19 protein-coding genes are annotated in these 17,082 nt (G+C 66.1%); 2 read left to right on the plus strand and 17 right to left on the minus strand.

The genetic code is table 11. The features are described from left to right. The 17 genes from rnc to HMPREF3115_RS00275 all read right to left on the minus strand — a co-directional run. On the minus strand, nt 1–1,058 hold a 1,058-nt coding region (gene rnc, locus HMPREF3115_RS00195; RefSeq protein WP_070553136.1), incomplete at its 3' end, for a ribonuclease III. A gap of 153 nt (nt 1,059–1,211) precedes the next feature. Then, a complete protein-coding gene (lepB, locus tag HMPREF3115_RS00200; protein ID WP_006401261.1) occupies nt 1,212–2,105 on the minus strand; it encodes a signal peptidase I in 894 nt (297 codons plus the stop codon). A gap of 16 nt (nt 2,106–2,121) precedes the next feature. Beyond that, entirely contained in the window at nt 2,122–3,915 is a 1,794-nt protein-coding gene (gene lepA / locus HMPREF3115_RS00205; protein ID WP_006401262.1) for a translation elongation factor 4, read from the minus strand. Between the two features lie 208 nt (nt 3,916–4,123). Next, the gene (locus tag HMPREF3115_RS00210; RefSeq protein ID WP_006401264.1) at nt 4,124–4,360 is read right to left on the minus strand and encodes a glutaredoxin family protein; all 237 of its coding nucleotides are present in this window, start codon (nt 4,358–4,360) and stop codon (nt 4,124–4,126) included. 6 nt (nt 4,361–4,366) lie between these two features. Continuing rightward, a complete protein-coding gene (locus tag HMPREF3115_RS00215; RefSeq protein ID WP_006401265.1) occupies nt 4,367–5,839 on the minus strand; it encodes a DegQ family serine endoprotease in 1,473 nt (490 codons plus the stop codon). Between the two features lie 16 nt (nt 5,840–5,855). Then, nucleotides 5,856–6,908 (minus strand): MucB/RseB C-terminal domain-containing protein, encoded by a 1,053-nt coding sequence (locus tag HMPREF3115_RS00220; RefSeq protein WP_035489319.1) that lies wholly within the window; start codon nt 6,906–6,908, stop codon nt 5,856–5,858. A gap of 5 nt (nt 6,909–6,913) precedes the next feature. Continuing rightward, nucleotides 6,914–7,531: a sigma-E factor negative regulatory protein gene (locus tag HMPREF3115_RS00225; protein ID WP_070553130.1), complete on the minus strand. Its 618-nt coding sequence runs from the start codon at nt 7,529–7,531 to the stop codon at nt 6,914–6,916. Nucleotides 7,532–7,621: 90 nt separating this feature from the next. Beyond that, complete coding sequence (rpoE, locus tag HMPREF3115_RS00230) at nt 7,622–8,221, minus strand: RNA polymerase sigma factor RpoE (RefSeq protein WP_006401268.1); 600 nt, start codon at nt 8,219–8,221, stop codon at nt 7,622–7,624. A 104-nt stretch (nt 8,222–8,325) separates the two neighbouring features. Continuing rightward, the gene (locus HMPREF3115_RS00235) at nt 8,326–8,790 is read right to left on the minus strand and encodes a hypothetical protein (RefSeq protein ID WP_006401269.1); all 465 of its coding nucleotides are present in this window, start codon (nt 8,788–8,790) and stop codon (nt 8,326–8,328) included. A gap of 12 nt (nt 8,791–8,802) precedes the next feature. Beyond that, nucleotides 8,803–10,035 carry a beta-ketoacyl-ACP synthase II gene (gene fabF, locus HMPREF3115_RS00240; protein WP_070553132.1) on the minus strand — a complete coding sequence of 411 codons (1,233 nt, stop codon included), beginning with the start codon at nt 10,033–10,035 and terminating at the stop codon, nt 8,803–8,805. 161 nt (nt 10,036–10,196) lie between these two features. After that, the gene (gene acpP, locus HMPREF3115_RS00245) at nt 10,197–10,436 is read right to left on the minus strand and encodes an acyl carrier protein (protein WP_004197638.1); all 240 of its coding nucleotides are present in this window, start codon (nt 10,434–10,436) and stop codon (nt 10,197–10,199) included. Nucleotides 10,437–10,580: 144 nt separating this feature from the next. Continuing rightward, complete coding sequence (fabG, locus tag HMPREF3115_RS00250) at nt 10,581–11,330, minus strand: 3-oxoacyl-ACP reductase FabG (protein WP_006401271.1); 750 nt, start codon at nt 11,328–11,330, stop codon at nt 10,581–10,583. Between the two features lie 36 nt (nt 11,331–11,366). Then, complete coding sequence (gene fabD, locus HMPREF3115_RS00255; RefSeq protein WP_035489317.1) at nt 11,367–12,299, minus strand: ACP S-malonyltransferase; 933 nt, start codon at nt 12,297–12,299, stop codon at nt 11,367–11,369. Between the two features lie 80 nt (nt 12,300–12,379). Then, complete coding sequence (locus HMPREF3115_RS00260; RefSeq protein ID WP_006401273.1) at nt 12,380–13,369, minus strand: beta-ketoacyl-ACP synthase III; 990 nt, start codon at nt 13,367–13,369, stop codon at nt 12,380–12,382. Next, complete coding sequence (gene plsX, locus HMPREF3115_RS00265; protein ID WP_006408136.1) at nt 13,370–14,476, minus strand: phosphate acyltransferase PlsX; 1,107 nt, start codon at nt 14,474–14,476, stop codon at nt 13,370–13,372. A gap of 129 nt (nt 14,477–14,605) precedes the next feature. Further along, entirely contained in the window at nt 14,606–14,785 is a 180-nt protein-coding gene (gene rpmF / locus HMPREF3115_RS00270; protein ID WP_006401275.1) for a 50S ribosomal protein L32, read from the minus strand. Nucleotides 14,786–14,881: 96 nt separating this feature from the next. Beyond that, complete coding sequence (locus HMPREF3115_RS00275; RefSeq protein WP_012213796.1) at nt 14,882–15,517, minus strand: DUF177 domain-containing protein; 636 nt, start codon at nt 15,515–15,517, stop codon at nt 14,882–14,884. A 185-nt stretch (nt 15,518–15,702) separates the two neighbouring features. On the opposite strand from HMPREF3115_RS00275, the gene HMPREF3115_RS00280 reads away from it, so the two are divergent. Together HMPREF3115_RS00280 and HMPREF3115_RS00285 are read left to right on the plus strand one after the other, a co-directional pair. Then, nucleotides 15,703–16,332 (plus strand): Maf-like protein, encoded by a 630-nt coding sequence (locus HMPREF3115_RS00280; RefSeq protein WP_070553134.1) that lies wholly within the window; start codon nt 15,703–15,705, stop codon nt 16,330–16,332. Next, nucleotides 16,329–17,051 carry an SAM-dependent methyltransferase gene (locus HMPREF3115_RS00285; RefSeq protein WP_006408134.1) on the plus strand — a complete coding sequence of 241 codons (723 nt, stop codon included), beginning with the start codon at nt 16,329–16,331 and terminating at the stop codon, nt 17,049–17,051. Before HMPREF3115_RS00280 ends, HMPREF3115_RS00285 begins: the two co-directional genes overlap by 4 nt. Nucleotides 17,052–17,082: the final 31 nt, after the last annotated feature.

The raw sequence follows: 17,082 nt of genomic DNA on the forward strand, positions 1-17,082 counted from the left end.
GCCGTGTCGCCGGAAGCTGTCGAGGCGTCCGATGCGGCGCCGGCCGGCTTGTCGGCCGCACGCGGCGCGGCGTCGGCGCGATCGGGCGCTTTTTCGGCCGCCGGCTTGTCCGCCGCGGCTTTCGCGGCGCGCTCACCCTTGTCGGCCGCGGTTTCGACATGCGCCGCGCGAATCGCGGCAACGGGAGCGACGGCCGGCCGTTCGGCCGGCTCCGCGCCCGCTGCCGCTGCAGCCTTCGCGTCGCGTGCAGCCGCGCGCTCCTTGCGCTCCGGCGAACGCAGATCGAGCGCTTCCTGCACGCCCTTCACGCCCGGCACGATCTCGGGTTCCGCCTGCTTGGCCGCGCGCGCGCTCTTGGAGCGCTTCGGCTTCGCCGCCAACATCGGCGCGGCCGCCATTACCTCGTCGAGCGCCTTCTTCGCGGCGGCCTGCTCGGCCGCGCGCCGGCTCGCGCCGGAACCCGACACCTTCACGTCGAGCTTCGGCACCGTACATTCCACTTCGAACTGCTGATTGTGCGCCGCACCATGCGTCGCGACGACGGTGTACGTCGGCAGCGCGATCTTGTGGCCCTGCAGGTATTCCTGCAGCAGCGTCTTGGCGTCCTTGCCCAGCGTGCGCGGATCGATGTGGTCGAGGATCGGCACGTAAAGGCGCTTGATGACCCCTTGGGCGGCTTCGAAGCCGCCATCGAGGAACACCGCCCCGATGATGGCTTCGAATGCGTCCGCGAGGATCGACGGGCGGCGGAAGCCGCCGCTGCGCAGCTCGCCTTCGCCGAGCCGCAAGCCTTCCGAGATATTGAGGGCCTGAGCGATTTCGTACAGCGACTGCTGCTTGACGAGATTCGCGCGCACGCGCGACAGATCCCCTTCGTCGAGCTTGCCGAAACGCTGGAACAAAAGGGCGGCCACCGCGCAATTCAGAACGGAATCGCCGAGAAACTCGAGCCGCTCGTTGTGCGTGGCACTGTGACTGCGATGGGTCAAAGCCTGGCGCAACAATTCCGCATTGCGAAATTCGTAGCGCAGCCGGCTTTCCAACTGGGATAGGGGCATGTGCAGGAGTATAACGCGGGCGCCGTTCGGGCCGAAACGGCGCGGCCGGACGCGAAAAGGCGTGACGAAGCGGTGTTACCGCCGGTTTTTAAAGTAGTTCGGCAATACGCGGCGCGGCCCGTGCGCCGCGTATTGCATGCGAGCCGAGCGCGATCAGTTAAAGGAACCGATGCGCTTCAGGTCGCTGAAGTTCATCCAGATGAAGAACGCGCGGCCGACGATGTTCTTGTCGGGCACGAAGCCCCAGTAGCGGCTGTCCGCGCTGTTGTCGCGGTTGTCGCCCATCATGAAGTAGTGGCCCGGCGGCACCTTGCAGATCACGCCGCGGCTGTTGTACGTGCAGTTGTCGCGATACGGATAGTCATATGCGCCCATCACGAACGGCGGCACGGCCGGGTTGTTCAGGATCGCGTTCTTCTTGTTGCCGATCGTCTCCTCGAACTGCTTCGCGTAATTCTGCCGCTCGTCGTCGAAGTAATCGGGCAGCGGCGTTTCGGGCACCGGCTGGCCGTTGATCGTCAGCTGCTTGTCCTGATACGCGACCGTATCGCCCGGCAGACCGATCACGCGCTTGATGTAGTCGACCGATTCGTCCTTCGGGTAGCGGAACACGACGACGTCGCCGCGCGCGAGCGGGCTACCCTGCGTGATCTTCGTGTTCGTGATCGGCATGCGCAGCCCGTACTCGAACTTGTTCACGAGGATGAAGTCGCCGACGAGCAGCGTCGGCACCATCGAGCCCGACGGAATCTTGAACGGCTCGACGATGAACGAACGCACGACGAACACCGCGAGAATCACCGGGAAAAAGCTCGCCGTGTATTCGAGCCACCACGGCTGGCGCAGCTTCTCGTCGCGCAGCTTCGAGCGCGTCTGCACCGCGTTTTCGTCTGCGAAACGCTTGTCGATCCGCGACTGCTGCCGATCGAACTCTTCGACCGCCGCCTCGGCCGCCTTGCGGCGCCGCGGCAGGAACACCAGTTTGTCGAGCACCCACGCTACGCCCGTCACGATGACGAGCACAAAAAGAATCAGCGCAAAATTCATAAAAGGATCAGTCCTGTTATTTGTCTTCGACGCGCAAGATCGCGAGGAACGCCTCCTGCGGGATCTCGACCGAACCCACCTGCTTCATTCGTTTCTTGCCTTCTTTCTGCTTCTCGAGCAGTTTCTTCTTACGCGTGATGTCGCCGCCGTAGCACTTCGCGAGCACGTTCTTGCGCAACGCCTTGATGTTCTCGCGCGCGATGATGTGCGCGCCGATCGCAGCCTGGATCGCCACGTCGTACATCTGCCGCGGGATGATTTCGCGCATCTTCGCGGCGACTTCGCGGCCGCGGTACTGCGACTGCGAACGGTGGACGATGATCGACAGCGCGTCGACCTTGTCGCCGTTGATCAGCATGTCGACCTTGACGACGTCCGACGAGCGGTATTCCTTGAACTCGTAGTCCATCGACGCATAGCCGCGCGACACCGACTTCAGGCGATCGAAGAAATCGAGCACGATCTCGGCCATCGGGATTTCGTACGTCAGCTGCACCTGGCGGCCGTGATACTGCATGTTGATCTGCGAGCCGCGCTTCTGTTCGCACAGCGTGATCACGGACCCGACGTAGTCCTGCGGCATGTACAGGTTCACGGTGACGATCGGCTCGCGGATCTCGGCGATGCGCGCGGGCTCCGGCATCTTCGCCGGGTTCTCGACCATGATCGTCGAGCCGTCGCTCTGCACGACCTCGTAGACGACCGTCGGTGCGGTCGTGATGAGGTCCATGTCGAATTCGCGCTCGAGCCGCTCCTGCACGATTTCCATGTGCAGCAGCCCGAGGAAGCCGCAGCGGAAACCGAAGCCGAGCGCCTGCGACACTTCCGGCTCGTACTGCAGCGATGCGTCGTTGAGCTTCAGCTTCTCGAGCGATTCGCGCAGCGCGTCGTACTGGTTCGCCTCGACCGGATAGAGGCCCGCGAACACCTGCGGCTTCACTTCCTTGAAGCCCGGCAGCGGCTCGGCAGCGGCCTTCGTCGCATGCGTGACCGTATCGCCGACCTTCGCGGCCGTCAGTTCCTTGATGCCGGCGATGATGAAGCCCACCTGCCCCGCCGACAGCGATTCCAGATTGCGCGACTTCGGCGTGAACACGCCGATGTGCTCGACCGGGTACTGCGCGCCGGTCGCCATCAGCTTGATCTTGTCCTTCGGACGCAGCGTGCCGTTCACGATGCGCACGAGCATCACGACGCCGACGTAGTTGTCGAACCACGAATCGATGATCAGCGCCTGCAGCGGCGCGGCCGGATCGCCCTTCGGCGGCGGCACCTTCGCGATCAGCGCCTCGAGCACGTCCTCGACGCCGAGCCCCGTCTTCGCGCTGCAGCGCGTGGCGTCGGACGCGTCGATGCCGATCACGTCCTCGATCTCGGCGATCGCGTTCTCGGGGTTCGCGGCCGGCAAGTCGATCTTGTTCAGCACCGGCACGACCTCGACGCCGAGCTCGATCGCCGTGTAGCAGTTCGCGACCGTCTGCGCTTCGACGCCCTGGCTTGCATCGACGACGAGCAGCGCGCCCTCGCACGCGGACAGCGAACGGCTGACCTCGTACGAGAAATCGACGTGCCCCGGCGTATCGATCAGGTTCAGGTTGTAGACCTTGCCGTCGCGCGCGCGATACGACAATGCAGCCGTCTGCGCCTTGATCGTGATGCCGCGCTCGCGCTCGATGTCCATCGAGTCGAGCACCTGCGCTTCCATTTCACGGTCGGCGAGACCGCCGCAGACCTGGATGATGCGATCCGCGAGCGTCGACTTGCCATGGTCGATGTGCGCGATGATCGAGAAATTGCGAATATGATCCATTCAGTGCCGATCAAGCGAAAAAGGCGCGCTCGACGACCGCGGAGCACGCCTTGTAAGTCGGTGAAAAAACGGCCTATTTTAGCCGAAAAGGCCTTCGCCGGGCGGTAATTTGGGCTTGCCGGTAGGGGCCGCCGGTTGGGCTTGCCGGTTGGGCTCGCCCGCCGGCCTCGGCGCCGCGCGGACCGCCCGCATGCGCCGAACGACGCCCTCAGCGTCGCGCCGCGAGCGCGTTGCGCACCTTCGCGTCGTCGAAGCGGTGCCGGCATACCTCGGTGCCGTCCAGCAGCAGCACCGGCACGTCCTCGTCGTAGCGCGCGACGAGCGCCGGATCGGCATCGATGTCGACATAGTCGACCGCCACGCCGAATTCGGCGGCGACCGGTGCCAGCGCGTCGCGCATGTCGTCGCAGAGATGGCACCAGCCGCGGCCGTAGAGCGTGAACATCGCGCGTTACTTCTGGCGCGGCCGCACCGGCACGAACTGCGTGTTGTCGCCGCGTCGCACGAGCACCGCGACGGCCTTCTGCGCGTCGAGCTGCGACGTCACTTCGGCGAACTGCTTCGCGCTAGTGATGTCGGTGTCGCCGACGCGCAGCACGATGTCGCCGCGCTGCAGGCCGGCGCGCGCGGCCGGACCGTCGACGCCGTCCACCTGCACGCCGTTCTTCAGCTTCAACGCCTTCAGCTGATCGGCCGACAGGTCGCTGACCGTCAGGCCGAGCGCATTGCTCTGGCGCGGCTTCTGCGGCGCGTTCTTGCGCGGATCGGCCTTCGCGGTCGTATCGGACGGCGTCTCCGCGATCGTGATCGGCAGGTCGCGCGCCTGACCCTTGCGCCATACGGTGACGGTCGCCTTCGTGCCCGGCTTCGTGTCGCCGACCATGCGCGGCAGGTCGGATGCCGTATCGACCGCGCGGCCGTTGAACTTCAGGATGATGTCGCCCGGCTGGACGCCCGCCTTGTCGGCCGGGCCGCCCGGCTCGACGCTGCTGACGAGCGCGCCCTCCGCCTTCGGCAGTCCGATCGAGTCGGCCACGTCCTTCGTCACCTCGCCGATCGCGACCGCGATCCGGCCGCGCGTGACCTTGCCGGTCGCTTTCAGCTGATCGGCGACGCGCATCGCCTCGTCGATCGGGATCGCGAACGAAATGCCCATGAAGCCGCCGGTGCGGCTGTAGATCTGCGAATTGATGCCGATCACCTCGCCCTGCATGTTGATCAGCGGGCCGCCCGAGTTGCCGGGGTTCACGGCGACGTCGGTCTGGATGAACGGCAGGTAATCGCCGGTGTTGCGGCTCTTCGAGCTGACGATACCGGCCGTGACCGTGTTGTCGAGGCCGAACGGCGAGCCGATCGCGACGACCCACTCGCCGACGCGCACCTTGTTGGAATCGCCGATCGCGACGACCGGCAGATTCGACGCCTGGATCTTCACGACCGCGACATCCGTGCGGTCGTCGACGCCGATCAGCTTCGCCTTGAATTCGCGCTTGTCGGTGAGCGTCACGTAGATCGTGTCCGCGTCGTCGACGACGTGCGCGTTCGTCATCACGTAGCCGTCGGCCGAGACGATGAAGCCCGAGCCGACGCCGCGGTTCTGCTCGGTGTCGGGCGGGTTGTCGGGCGCCGGTGCGTTCTTGGGATTGCCGGGCGCCTGCGGCAGCGGAATGCCGAAGAAGCGCCGGAAGAATTCCGACATGTCGCCGTTGTCGAAACCGGGCGGCAGCCCGCCGCGCGGGCCGGACGGCACGTTCGCGGTGGTGCGGATGTTCACGACGGCCGGCCCGACCTTTTCGACCAGATCGGCGAAATCGGGCAGGCTGGCAGCGGGGACCGGCGCGGCGGCCGCGGTGTGCGGCACGAGCGGCAGGCAGGCGGACAGCGCCGCCGCCGCAAGCCATTTGCGCAGCGTGATTTTCATCATGTCGGAAGCCGTAGCGTTACTTGGAAGCCTTGTATTCTATGGCAGACGCGAACTGCTGCAACGTTGCCGGCGGCACTTCGCCGAGCACGGTGATCCAGTAGTCGCCGCGGCGCTTGACGAGCACGTGCGTCGCCCCGGTGCTGCCCGCGCCTTCCTTGCGCGAATTCTTTTCGGCCGGTTCGATGAAGACGGAGATCGTCGCGAGCCCGTCGGTGAACACGGCCTGATCGACTGCGATCGGCGGATCGCCCGCATCGCGCGCGGCCATCGGCCGGCGCACCTCGCGGATCTTCTGGAAGCCCGCGACGCCCGGTGCGATCTGCCAGCCCTGCGCCTCCATGTCGACCGTCGCCACCGGCGGACGGACGACCGTCCAGCCGCCGAGGTTGCGCATGCCGGCCGCGATCGCAGCCTTGTCGCCGCCGGCCGCGCCCGTCTGCAGCTGCGAGAACGCGATCTGCTCGAGTACGCGATCGTTCGCGTCGAGCGTCTGCGAGCGCAGCAGCAGGCCCGTGCGCGCATCGACCCACAGCTTGTAGGTAAAACGATAGGCGTCCTTCGGGACGAGTTCGACGACCTGCGCGTCGATGCCGGCAACGCGATCCTTGCCGAGCAGCTTCGCGTCGTAGACGGACATCACGTGCTCGCCGCTCGCCCCGAGCAGCGCGGGGAACGAATCGCGCGTCTGCCGGCGCTCGACCACGCAGAGCTTGCGCTCGGGCACGAAGGTATAGAGCTCGTCGTTATGGCGCAGCAGCTTGCGCGGCTTGCCGTCGAGCGTTTCGATCCGTTCGAACTCGCCGTCGCGCGACGCGATGTGCGCGATGCGCGACGACTGGACGTATCCGCCGCGCTGATAGACGAACGTGCCTTCGTAGGTCTGCTGCTGCGCCGCCTGCTGGATGCGGTCGAGCCATTCCGCGGCGGCCTTGCGGGTCGCGACGGGATCGTCCGGTTGCTGGGCGCTGGCAGGAAGGGATTGAACGGACAACAGCGCGGCTGCGCAAAGCAGGAGGGCCGGCAGCCGCTTCCATCCGGAGATGGCGTGATTCAACCGCAATGTCCGCATCGAGTTTATTGGCCTGGCGTGGTGGACACGGCAGCGCGGATCAGCGGCATCGAGCCCGTGACGACGGGCTGCTGCGCGAATTGCTGGTGCGCTTCAAGGTATTGATCGAGACTCGCGTCGCGAATGATGTTGACCTCCTGCAGCCCCGGCTGTGCCGATGCCTGCGCAACCGTCACGCGCTGCAGGCCGCCGTTCGCCGGTGCACCGACCGACGCGATCTGGACGGCGCCCGGCGTGCCGGCCGTCTGCATCTGCGGAACGACGATCCACGTCAGCGTGGCCGCCGCGGCAGCGACGGCGAACGCGGGCACCACGCGACGGCGCAGCGACAGCAGCTTGCGGGTGACGGGCGCGGCCGCCGGCGCGAGCAGGTGCGGCTCGGCTTCGAGCGCGGCCGACATGCGCGCGGTGAACGCGGCGCTCAGCGCGGGCGACAGCGCCAGCTCGTCCGAGCGCAGCGCATCGCCGATCAGGTGGTAGTGGGCCCACGCAGCGCGATCCGCGCGGTCGAGCTCAGCCAGAAACTGCCCGTGATCCGGGCCGTCGAACATTTCGCCGTCGACCAGAGCGGAAAGGCGCTCGCCGTGCGAGCACGCTTGCGACTGCGTATTGACCGACCCCATGATGCTCCCCATCTTGCACACCCCGTCGTGACTTCACGACTCTATCCGTAACTAGACCCCGACCCGCGTCGTTGCGCCCGTCGGCGGCGCTTACCAGCGCTTGCCTTCCGGCGTATCGAGCAGCGGACGCAATTTCGCAGCGATTGCCTCGCGCGCCCGGAAAATCCGCGACCGGACCGTGCCGATCGGACAGCCCATCATTTCCGCGATTTCCTCGTAGCTGAGACCTTCGATCTCGCGCAGCGTGATCGCCTGGCGCAACTCCTCCGGCAGCGCGGCCATCGCCGTGTTGACCGTTTCGGCAATCTGCTTGCTCATCAACATCGACTCAGGCGTGTTGATATCCCTTAGTTGGTCTGCGTCGGAGAAAGTTTCCGCCTCCTCGGCATCGGCCTCGGTCGACGTCGGCGCCCGGCGGCCCTGCGTCGCAAGGTAGTTCTTGGCCGTATTGACGGCAATCCGGTACAACCACGTGTAGAACGCGGACTCGCCGCGAAACTGCGGCAACGCCCGATACGCCTTGATGAACGCGTCCTGCGCCACATCCTCGACCTCGGCGGGGTCCCGCACGAGGCGCGAGATCAGCCGAATGATCTTGCGGTGGTATTTGGAGACCAGGAGTTCGAACGCTGCCTTGTCGCCTTTCTGAACGCGCTCGACCAGAACCTGATCGATTTCTTTTTCACTCACCTGACAAATCCGTTAACTAGGGATGCAACGCGGAGCGCTATTGTAGCGTTCCCGCGCCGGCCGCTGCGCGTGCCGCTGGTTACGCGTCGTAACAGCCCGTGCCGTCATGCGCGCGCCGCCCGGCCCGCGCTGCGCGCGAGCACCGCCAGTGCGCTGAACGACGCGCCGTCGAGCGCATCGGCCGGAATCAGCAGCGGCCGCGCCCGCCGGGCGCCCTGCCCGACCGACAGCACGAGCAGCAGGCTGCTCCAGTGCGCATGCCCGGTGACGCGACCGCGCGCGAGCAGCCGGCCGCCGCGGCCAAACGCCGCAACTTCCCCGAATGCATCGATCTGCAACTCGTGCGGCAAGCGCCGCGCGCATGCGCGCACCGCGCCGATCGCGAGCAGCGCCGCCGTGGCGGCCGCAACGCATGCGCCCGTGACGATGCCGGCCCGCGGCGCGCAGAAAAGGTACGCGGATGCCGCGGCCGCCGCGACGAACGCGGCCAGCACGACATACGACACGGCCGAGGCCCGCAGCGAGAAACGCTGCGGACGCCCGGCCGGTGCATCGAATGGACTCGTCAAGCGATGTAGGCGTCAGACGCGCTTGAACACCAGCGTGCCGTTGGTGCCGCCGAAGCCGAAGTTGTTCTTCACGGCCACGTCGATCTTCATCTCACGCGCGGTGTTCGCGCAGTAGTCGAGATCGCACTCCGGGTCCTGGTTGAAGATGTTGATGGTCGGCGGCGACACGTTGTTGTGCAGCGCGAGCACCGTGAACACCGATTCGAGGCCGCCCGCGCCGCCCAGCAGGTGGCCCGTCATCGACTTCGTCGAGTTCACGACGATCTTGTACGCGTGATCGCCGAAAGCCGCCTTCACCGCGTCGGATTCGTTCTTGTCGCCGAGCGGCGTCGACGTGCCGTGCGCGTTCAGGTACTGAACCTCGTCCGCGTTCACGCCGGCGTCGCGCAGCGCCGCGACCATGCAGCGGCGCGGGCCGTCCATGTTCGGCGCGGTCATGCGGTACGCGTCGCCCGTCATGCCGAAGCCCGCGACTTCCGCGTAGATCTTCGCGCCGCGCGCCTTCGCCGATTCGTACTCCTCGAGCACCATCACGCCGGCCCCTTCGCCGAGCACGAAGCCGTCGCGCTCCTTGTCCCACGGACGCGACGCGGTGGCCGGATCGTCGTTGCGGGTCGACAGCGCGCGCGCGGCCGCAAAGCCGCCGATGCCGAGCGGCGACACCGTCGATTCGGCGCCGCCGGCAACCATCACGTCCGCGTCGCCGGCCTGGATCAGGCGCGCCGCGAGGCCGATGCTGTGCAGGCCGGTCGTGCAGGCCGTGACGGCGGCGAGGTTCGGGCCTTTCAGGCCGAACATGATGCTCAGGTGGCCCGAGATCATGTTGATGATCGAACCCGGCACGAAAAACGGCGAAATACGGCGTGCGCCGCGATCGACGTAGGTCTGGTGCGTGTCTTCGATCATCGGCAGACCGCCGATGCCCGAGCCGACCAGCACGCCGATGCGTTCGGCATTCGCTTCGGTCACTTCCAGCCCGCTGTCCTTCAGCGCCTGGATGCCGGCCGCGATGCCGTAATGGATGAACGTATCCATGTTGCGGGCTTCCTTCGCCGGGATGTATTCCTCGGCGTTGAAACCCTTCACCTCGCCCGCGAAATGCACGGCCAGGTTCGACGCGTCGAACTTCGTGACGGTGGCGATACCGGACTTGCCGGCGACGAGATTGGCCCAGCCGTCGGCAACATTATTGCCAACAGGCGAAATCAGCCCCAGGCCTGTAACGACAACACGACGGCGGCTCACGGTAACCTCTTTTCCATTGGATGACAAAAACAAAAGCCACAGTGGCCACAGGAACCAGCCCTGCGAGCCCTGTGGCTGTTAGTCCGTCCGGCGAGGATGCCGGCAGGATGGCGCGTCAAACGCGAAAATCGCGGCGACGTGACAGACGAGCGCGGCTGCGCTTACGCCTTGACGTTCGCGCGAGCGTAGTCGATCGCTTGCTGAACCGTCGTGATCTTCTCCGCCTCTTCGTCCGGGATTTCCATGCCGAACTCGTCTTCCAGAGCCATCACCAGTTCGACGGTGTCGAGCGAGTCGGCGCCCAGGTCGTTCACGAACGAAGCTTCGTTCTTGATCTCGGCTTCGGCGACGCCCAGCTGTTCGGCGACGATCTTCTTGACACGTTGTTCGATGTTGTCCATTACCCCTCCGAGGGAAAGTTCAGATTTACAAGTGCGCGCATTTTATCAGGTTTGCCCAAGGCAAAACGCGCGTTGGCTTGATGGTCGATCAAGCGCCGATCCGCCTGAAAAACGGGATACGGCGCGGATGGTAAACGAAAATGCTCAAGACATGTACATGCCGCCGTTCACGTGCAGCGTCGTGCCGGTGATGTAACCGGCCTGCGGCGATGCGAGGAACGCGACGGCGTGTGCAATGTCTTCCGGGCTGCCGAGGCGGCCGAGCGGAATCTGCGTTTTCAGTGCGGCCTGCTGCTCTTCCGGCAGCGTCTTCGTCATGTCGGTATCGATGAAGCCAGGCGCGACGCAGTTCACGGTGATGCCGCGGCTGCCGATCTCACGCGCGAGCGCACGCGTCATGCCCGCCACGCCGGCCTTCGCGGCCGCGTAGTTCGCCTGGCCCGGATTGCCGGCCGAACCGACCACCGACGTGATGTTGATGATGCGGCCGCCGCGCGCCTTCATCATCGGACGCAGCACCGCACGCGACAGGCGGAACACCGACTTCAGGTTCGTATCGATCACCGCGTCCCAGTCCTCGTCCTTCATGCGCATCGCGAGCTGATCCTGCGTGATGCCGGCATTGTTGACGAGCACGTTCAGCGCGCCGAACTCCTTCACGGTCGCGTCGATCAGCGCTTCGGCCGCGGCGGCGTCGTTGACGTTCAGCACCGCGCCGCGGCCCGTCACGCCGGCCTCCGCGAAGGCAGCCGTGATCGCGGCGGCGCCCGACTCGCTCGTCGCCGTGCCGATCACCGTCGCGCCGAGGCGCGCGAGTTCGAGCGCAATCGCACGGCCGATGCCGCGCGATGCGCCGGTCACGATCGCGACCTGTTTATCGAGAGTCTTTTCCATGAATCGAATATCCGTCTCTTGAGGAACGGCGCCGCCTTACGCGGTCACCAGCTTGAGCGCTTCGTCGAGCGACGCCGGATCGAACACCGATGCGCCCGTCAGGTTGCCGTCGATGCGCTTCGTCAGGCCCGCGAGCACCTTGCCCGGCCCGCATTCTATCACGTGCGTGACGCCCGTGCCCGCGATGTGCTTCACGCATTCGACCCAGCGCACGGGGCCCGCGGCCTGGCGCACGAGCGCGTCCTTGATCGCGGCCGGATCGCTGACGACCGCGACGTCGATGTTGTTCACCACCGGAATCTGCGGCGCCTTCACCTCGACGTTCGCCAGATAGTCGCGCAGCTGATCCGACGCGGGCTTGAGCAGCGACGAGTGGAACGGCGCGGACACCGGCAGCGGCAGCGCGCGCTTCGCGCCCTTCGCCTTCGCGACTTCGCATGCCTTTTCGACGGCCGCCTTCGCGCCCGCGATCACGACCTGCGCCGGCGCGTTGAAGTTCACGGCTTCGACCACGCCTTCGCTCGACGCTTCCGCGCACACGGCACGCACGGTATCGTCATCGAGGCCGAGGATCGCGGCCATCCCGCCCTGACCGACCGGCACCGCGGTCTGCATCGCCTGCGCACGGAAGCGCACGAGCGGCACCGCGTCCTTGAACGCGATCGCACCGGCGGCGACGAGCGCCGTGTATTCGCCGAGGCTGTGCCCCGCGACGATCGACGGCGCCGGACCGCCCGCCTGCTGCCACGCGCGATAGCACGCATAGGCGGCCGTCAGCATCACCGGCTGCGTATTCGTCGTCAGATTCAGTTCTTCGGCAGGGCCTTCGGCGATCAGCTTGCCGAGATCCTGGTTCAGCGCATCGGACGCTTCCTGCAGCGTCTCGCGCACGACGGCGAGATCGGCGAATGCGTTCAGCATGCCGACGGACTGCGAGCCCTGCCCCGGAAAAACGAATGCAAATTTCATATCGTCCCCAATTGAATCGGTTCGAGCGGCGCGCACGAACGGCGCGCCGAAGGGAGCGCGCGCCATGCGCGCGCGACGGATCAGTAGCGGAAGACCGACGCGCCCCACGTGAAGCCGCCGCCGACGCCTTCGATCAGCACGTGCTGACCGCGCTGGATGCGGCCGTCGCGCACCGCGGCATCGAAGGCGAGCGGAATCGACGCGGCGGACGTGTTGCCGTGCTCGCCGACCGTCACGACCATGCGTTCCTGCGGCAGCCCGAGCTTGCGGCACGTGCTCGTCATGATCCGGATGTTGGCCTGATGCGGAATCAGCCAGTCGACCTGCTCGGGCGCGAGATTCGCCTTCGCGAGCGCTTCGATCGCGACCTTCTCGAGCACGTTGACCGCGAGCTTGAACACGGCTTGTCCGTCCATGTGCAGGAACGCGCTGCCGTCGATCACGCCGCGGTTCACGTTGCCCGGCGTGCACAGGATGTGCGAATAGCTGCCGTCCGCGTGCAGCGCGCTGCCGAGCACGCCCGGCTCTTCCGAGGCGGACAGGATCACCGCGCCCGCGCCGTCGCCGAACAGCACACAGGTGGTGCGGTCCTTGAAATCGAGAATGCGCGAGAACGTCTCCGCGCCGACGACGAGCGCCGTGCGGTGCTGGCCGCTGCGGATGAAGCTGTCGGCCGTCGCCATCGCATACGCGAACCCCGAGCACACGGCCTGAACGTCGAACGCCGCGCCGCCGTTCTTGATGCCGAGCTTGTTCTGCAGCAGGCAGGCGGTGCTCGGAAACACGAAATCGGGGGTCGAAGTCGCGACGATGATCAGGTCGATCGACTGCGGATCGATATCGGCCGCCTCGATCGCGCGGCGCGACGCCTCGAGCGCGAGATCGCTCGTCGTCACGTCCGGCGCGGCGAAATGGCGCGCGTGGATGCCCGTGCGTGCCACGATCCATTCATCGCTCGTCTCGATACCTTCCTTCGCAAGACGATCGGCGAGCTGCTGGTTCGTGACACGGTCGGGCGGCAGATAGCTGCCCGTGCCGAGCACGCGGGAATAGAGAGTCGATTGGGCCATTTATGCTTTAGAGGATTGCGCAGCGGAAGGTTCGGCGTGATGGCCTGCGGCCGGGCTCGCGGGGCCCGCACCGCCTGCGTCGTGTTCGCCGTCGCCGAGCGACACCGAATTGTCCGCCATCGCGCGCGTGAGGCGCTCCAGCACGCCGTTTTTGACGGCATCATACCCGCGTTTGATCGCCCACTCAAACGCGTACGCGTCGGCCGAACCGTGGCTCTTGATCACGAGGCTCTTCAGCCCCAGCAGCGCCGCGCCGTTGTACTGCCGATGGTCGACGCGCTTCTTGAAGCGCATCAGCACGGGCAGCGCGAGCAGCGCCATCAGCTTCGACAGCAGCGAACGGCCGAACTCCTCGCGGATGATGTCGGAGAGCATCTGCGCGAGCCCTTCCGACGTCTTCAGCGCGACGTTGCCGACGAAGCCGTCGCAGACGATCACGTCCACGGTGCCCTTGTAGATGTCGTTGCCTTCGACGTTGCCGCGGAAATTGAGCGTGCTCGCGCGCAGCAGTTCGCCGGCGCGCTTGATCGTCTCGTTGCCCTTGATCACTTCTTCGCCGATGTTCAGCAGGCCGATCGTCGGTCGGTCCTTGCCTTCGAGCGCCGCGACGAGCGCGTGGCCCATCTCCGCGAACTGCAGCAGATGCTGCGGTTCGCAGTCGACGTTCGCACCGAGGTCGAGCATCATCGTGTAGCCGGTCGGATTCGGCAGCGAGAACGCGATCGCGGGCCGCTCGATACCGGGCAGCGTCTTCAGCACGTAACGCGACACGGCCATCAGCGCGCCGGTGTTGCCGGCCGAGATGCACGCCTGCGCCTCGCCGTCCTTCACGTGATTCAGCGCGACGCGCATCGAAGAGTCCTTCTTCTTGCGCAGCGCGACTTCGACAGGATCGTCCATCGCCACGACTTCGGTGGCGGGCACGATGGACAGCGCGGGATCGTCGAGGGCTTTCAGCTTCTTGAGCTGCGCGCGGATCGCGCTTTCGATGCCGACGAGCATCAGATGCGCATCGGGATGCGCACGAACGAACTTGACTGCCGCGGGAACGGTCACGGACGGGCCGTGGTCGCCTCCCATGCAGTCGATTGTGAGCTTTACGGTCATGGAATGCGATGAATTTCAGGCACAAAAAAGCGGCAGTTGAATGCCGCCTTTTTGTTGAGCCAGGAAAGTGTCAAGCGAACCAGTTGTCACGCGAACGGCCATCGTAACGCGCAACGCACGAGGAGACGCTTAGTCGTTCTTCGTCTTGACGACTTTCTTGCCGCGATAGTAGCCGTTCGGGCTGATGTGGTGACGCAGATGCACTTCACCCGTGCTCGGCTCGACTGCCAGCGGCGCTGCCGTCAGGAAATCGTGCGAACGATGCATGCCGCGCTTCGACGGCGACTTCTTGTTTTGCTGGACTGCCATGACTAACTCCTAAAAATTTTCCGGATTCTAACACAGCCCGATCCGGCGCTTAACTACCCTGGCCCACGGCCCTTACGCCTTCCCGCGCCACACTGCTCAGTGTTTCTTGCTGCCGTCCCCGTCCTTCTTCAGCGCTTCGAGCGCTGCGAACGGATTCGGCCGTTTGCCTTCGTCCCCGGCGTCGTCGGACTCCTCGTCCGCCTCTTCCGAAGGACCGCTCGCACCCGACACGAGGCTTTCGTGAACCGCCGGGCAAACCTCGTGCTTGGGCACGAGCGGCAGCGAAAGCAGCAACTCCTCCTCGATCAAGTCGACGAGATCGAACTGGCGCGAGCCCACGATCACATCGGCTTCATCGTCGTCGAGCGGAAATTCCTCGGCTTCTTCTTCGGTCGCGACGATCCGGTACACCATGTCGACGTCGAACGCCTGATCGTACGGGGTCATGCAGCGCTGGCACGTGAGCCATGCGTGGCCGTGCAGCGCGAGGCGCAGATACGGCTGCTGCCCGTCGGTGCCGTCGTCCTGCAGTTCCTTCTGCGTGAACCCCTCGGCCTGCCACGTGAATACCGTGTCGCGATCGGGCGCGTCCGCCGGCACCTCGTTCAACATGCGCGGCAGTTGCGAGAGGCGCACCGCGCCTGCTGCCTGCCGCCCGCTGCGGGCGAATTCGAACAGGTCGACCGCGTGCGGATCGAGCGCTGCCGCAGGTTTGCCAGAAGAAGTGTTCATGTGCGCTCCCTGCAAATCGATCCGGCTTGGCGCCGCGTACTTCCGAAGACCCGGCCGGCACCCGAACGGGAGCCTGCCGATGAAAAGCGGGAAAGCATACCTGTTTTACCTTTTTCAGTCAATCACTTAAGCTTGCGTCCGCGCAACGTCGCGCAAGCCCCGACGACTCACCGATTCCATCGACCATGCCGGATACCGTTTGCCGCCCGCCGCGGCTGATTCTCGCCTCCAGTTCCCGCTACCGCCGCGCGCTGCTCGAGCGCCTCGCCGTACCGTTCGACGTCGTGTCGCCCGACCTCGACGAAACGCCGCTCGCCGGCGAAACGCCCGCCGCGACCGCGCTGCGCCTCGCGGCCGCGAAAGCGCGCGCGGTGGCCGCGACGATCGACGCGCCCGACGGCGTGCTCGTGATCGGGTCGGACCAGGTCGCCACCTTCGACGGGCTGCAGATCGGCAAGCCCGGCACGCATGAACGCGCGCTCGCGCAGCTCGTGTCGATGCAGGGACGCGAAGTCGAATTCCACAGCGCGCTGAGCCTCTACGACAGCCGCACCGGCGAAGTGCAGACCGAGGACGTCGTGACGCGCGTGCACTTCCGCTCGCTGCCCGAAGCCGAGCTCGACGCCTATCTGCGCGCCGAAACGCCGTACGACGTCGCCGGCAGCGCGAAATCCGAAGGGCTCGGCATCGCGCTGCTCGATGCGATCGATTCGGACGATCCGACCGCGCTCGTCGGCCTGCCGCTGATCGCGCTGACGCGGATGCTGCGCGCCGTCGGCTATCCGCTGTTCCCAGCGCAAGGAGCACGCGCATGACGGCCGGCACGCTATATCTCGTCCCTAATACGCTCGGCGAAGGCGACGCGTCGATGCTCGCCGCCGTGCTGCCTGCCGCCGTGCAGGCGCGCGCCGGCACGCTCGGCTACTACATCGGCGAAAACGCGAAGACGACGCGCGCGTTCCTGAAGAAGATCGGCACGTCGCGGCCGATCCAGGACATCGAGATCCGCGAACTGAACGTCAATACGCCGGCCGGCGAGGTCGACCGGCTGCTCGCGCCGGTACTGGCCGGCACGGACGCGGGGCTCGTCTCGGAAGCCGGCTGTCCGGCCGTCGCCGACCCGGGCGCGTTGCTCGTGCGACGCGCGCACGAACGCGGCGTGAAGGTCGTGCCGCTCGTCGGGCCGAGCTCGATTCTGCTCGCACTGATGGCGTCGGGGCTGAACGGCCAGAGTTTCGCGTTCAACGGCTATCTGCCGGTCGACGCGGCCGCGCGTGCCAAGCGACTGCGCGAACTCGAGCAGGTCTCGCGCAAGGCGCGCCAGACGCAGATCTTCATCGAGACGCCGTACCGGAACCAGGCGATGCTCGACACGCTCGTCGCGACGTGCGCGCCGTCGACGCAGATCTGCGTCGCGGCCGATCTGACGCTCGCGACCGAGACGATCGCGACGCGCACGGCGGCCGACTGGAAAAAGGCGCCTGCGCCGAATCTGCACAAGCGCCCTGCGATCTTCCTGCTGCTCGCGCACTGAGGCGGGACTCGGCGCCGCGGCATGCGGCGCC

It is taken from the genome of Burkholderia sp. HMSC10F09 (genome assembly GCF_001806955.1).
In the GTDB taxonomy this organism is placed as follows: Bacteria; Pseudomonadota; Gammaproteobacteria; order Burkholderiales; family Burkholderiaceae; genus Burkholderia; species Burkholderia multivorans.

Excerpts from the sequence above, each read along its gene's own strand:
- lepB (WP_006401261.1), bottom strand. The coding sequence starts at position 2,105 with ATGAATTTTGCGCTGATTCTTTTTGTGCTCGTCATCGTGACGGGCGTA.
- lepA (WP_006401262.1), bottom strand. The coding sequence starts at position 3,915 with ATGGATCATATTCGCAATTTCTCGATCATCGCGCACATCGACCATGGC.
- HMPREF3115_RS00210 (WP_006401264.1), bottom strand. The coding sequence starts at position 4,360 with ATGTTCACGCTCTACGGCCGCGGCTGGTGCCATCTCTGCGACGACATG.
- HMPREF3115_RS00215 (WP_006401265.1), bottom strand. The coding sequence starts at position 5,839 with ATGATGAAAATCACGCTGCGCAAATGGCTTGCGGCGGCGGCGCTGTCC.
- HMPREF3115_RS00220 (WP_035489319.1), bottom strand. The coding sequence starts at position 6,908 with ATGCGGACATTGCGGTTGAATCACGCCATCTCCGGATGGAAGCGGCTG.
- HMPREF3115_RS00225 (WP_070553130.1), bottom strand. The coding sequence starts at position 7,531 with ATGGGGTCGGTCAATACGCAGTCGCAAGCGTGCTCGCACGGCGAGCGC.
- acpP (WP_004197638.1), bottom strand. The coding sequence starts at position 10,436 with ATGGACAACATCGAACAACGTGTCAAGAAGATCGTCGCCGAACAGCTG.
- fabG (WP_006401271.1), bottom strand. The coding sequence starts at position 11,330 with ATGGAAAAGACTCTCGATAAACAGGTCGCGATCGTGACCGGCGCATCG.
- fabD (WP_035489317.1), bottom strand. The coding sequence starts at position 12,299 with ATGAAATTTGCATTCGTTTTTCCGGGGCAGGGCTCGCAGTCCGTCGGC.
- HMPREF3115_RS00260 (WP_006401273.1), bottom strand. The coding sequence starts at position 13,369 with ATGGCCCAATCGACTCTCTATTCCCGCGTGCTCGGCACGGGCAGCTAT.
- plsX (WP_006408136.1), bottom strand. The coding sequence starts at position 14,476 with ATGACCGTAAAGCTCACAATCGACTGCATGGGAGGCGACCACGGCCCG.
- rpmF (WP_006401275.1), bottom strand. The coding sequence starts at position 14,785 with ATGGCAGTCCAGCAAAACAAGAAGTCGCCGTCGAAGCGCGGCATGCAT.
- HMPREF3115_RS00275 (WP_012213796.1), bottom strand. The coding sequence starts at position 15,517 with ATGAACACTTCTTCTGGCAAACCTGCGGCAGCGCTCGATCCGCACGCG.
- HMPREF3115_RS00280 (WP_070553134.1), top strand. The coding sequence starts at position 15,703 with ATGCCGGATACCGTTTGCCGCCCGCCGCGGCTGATTCTCGCCTCCAGT.
- HMPREF3115_RS00285 (WP_006408134.1), top strand. The coding sequence starts at position 16,329 with ATGACGGCCGGCACGCTATATCTCGTCCCTAATACGCTCGGCGAAGGC.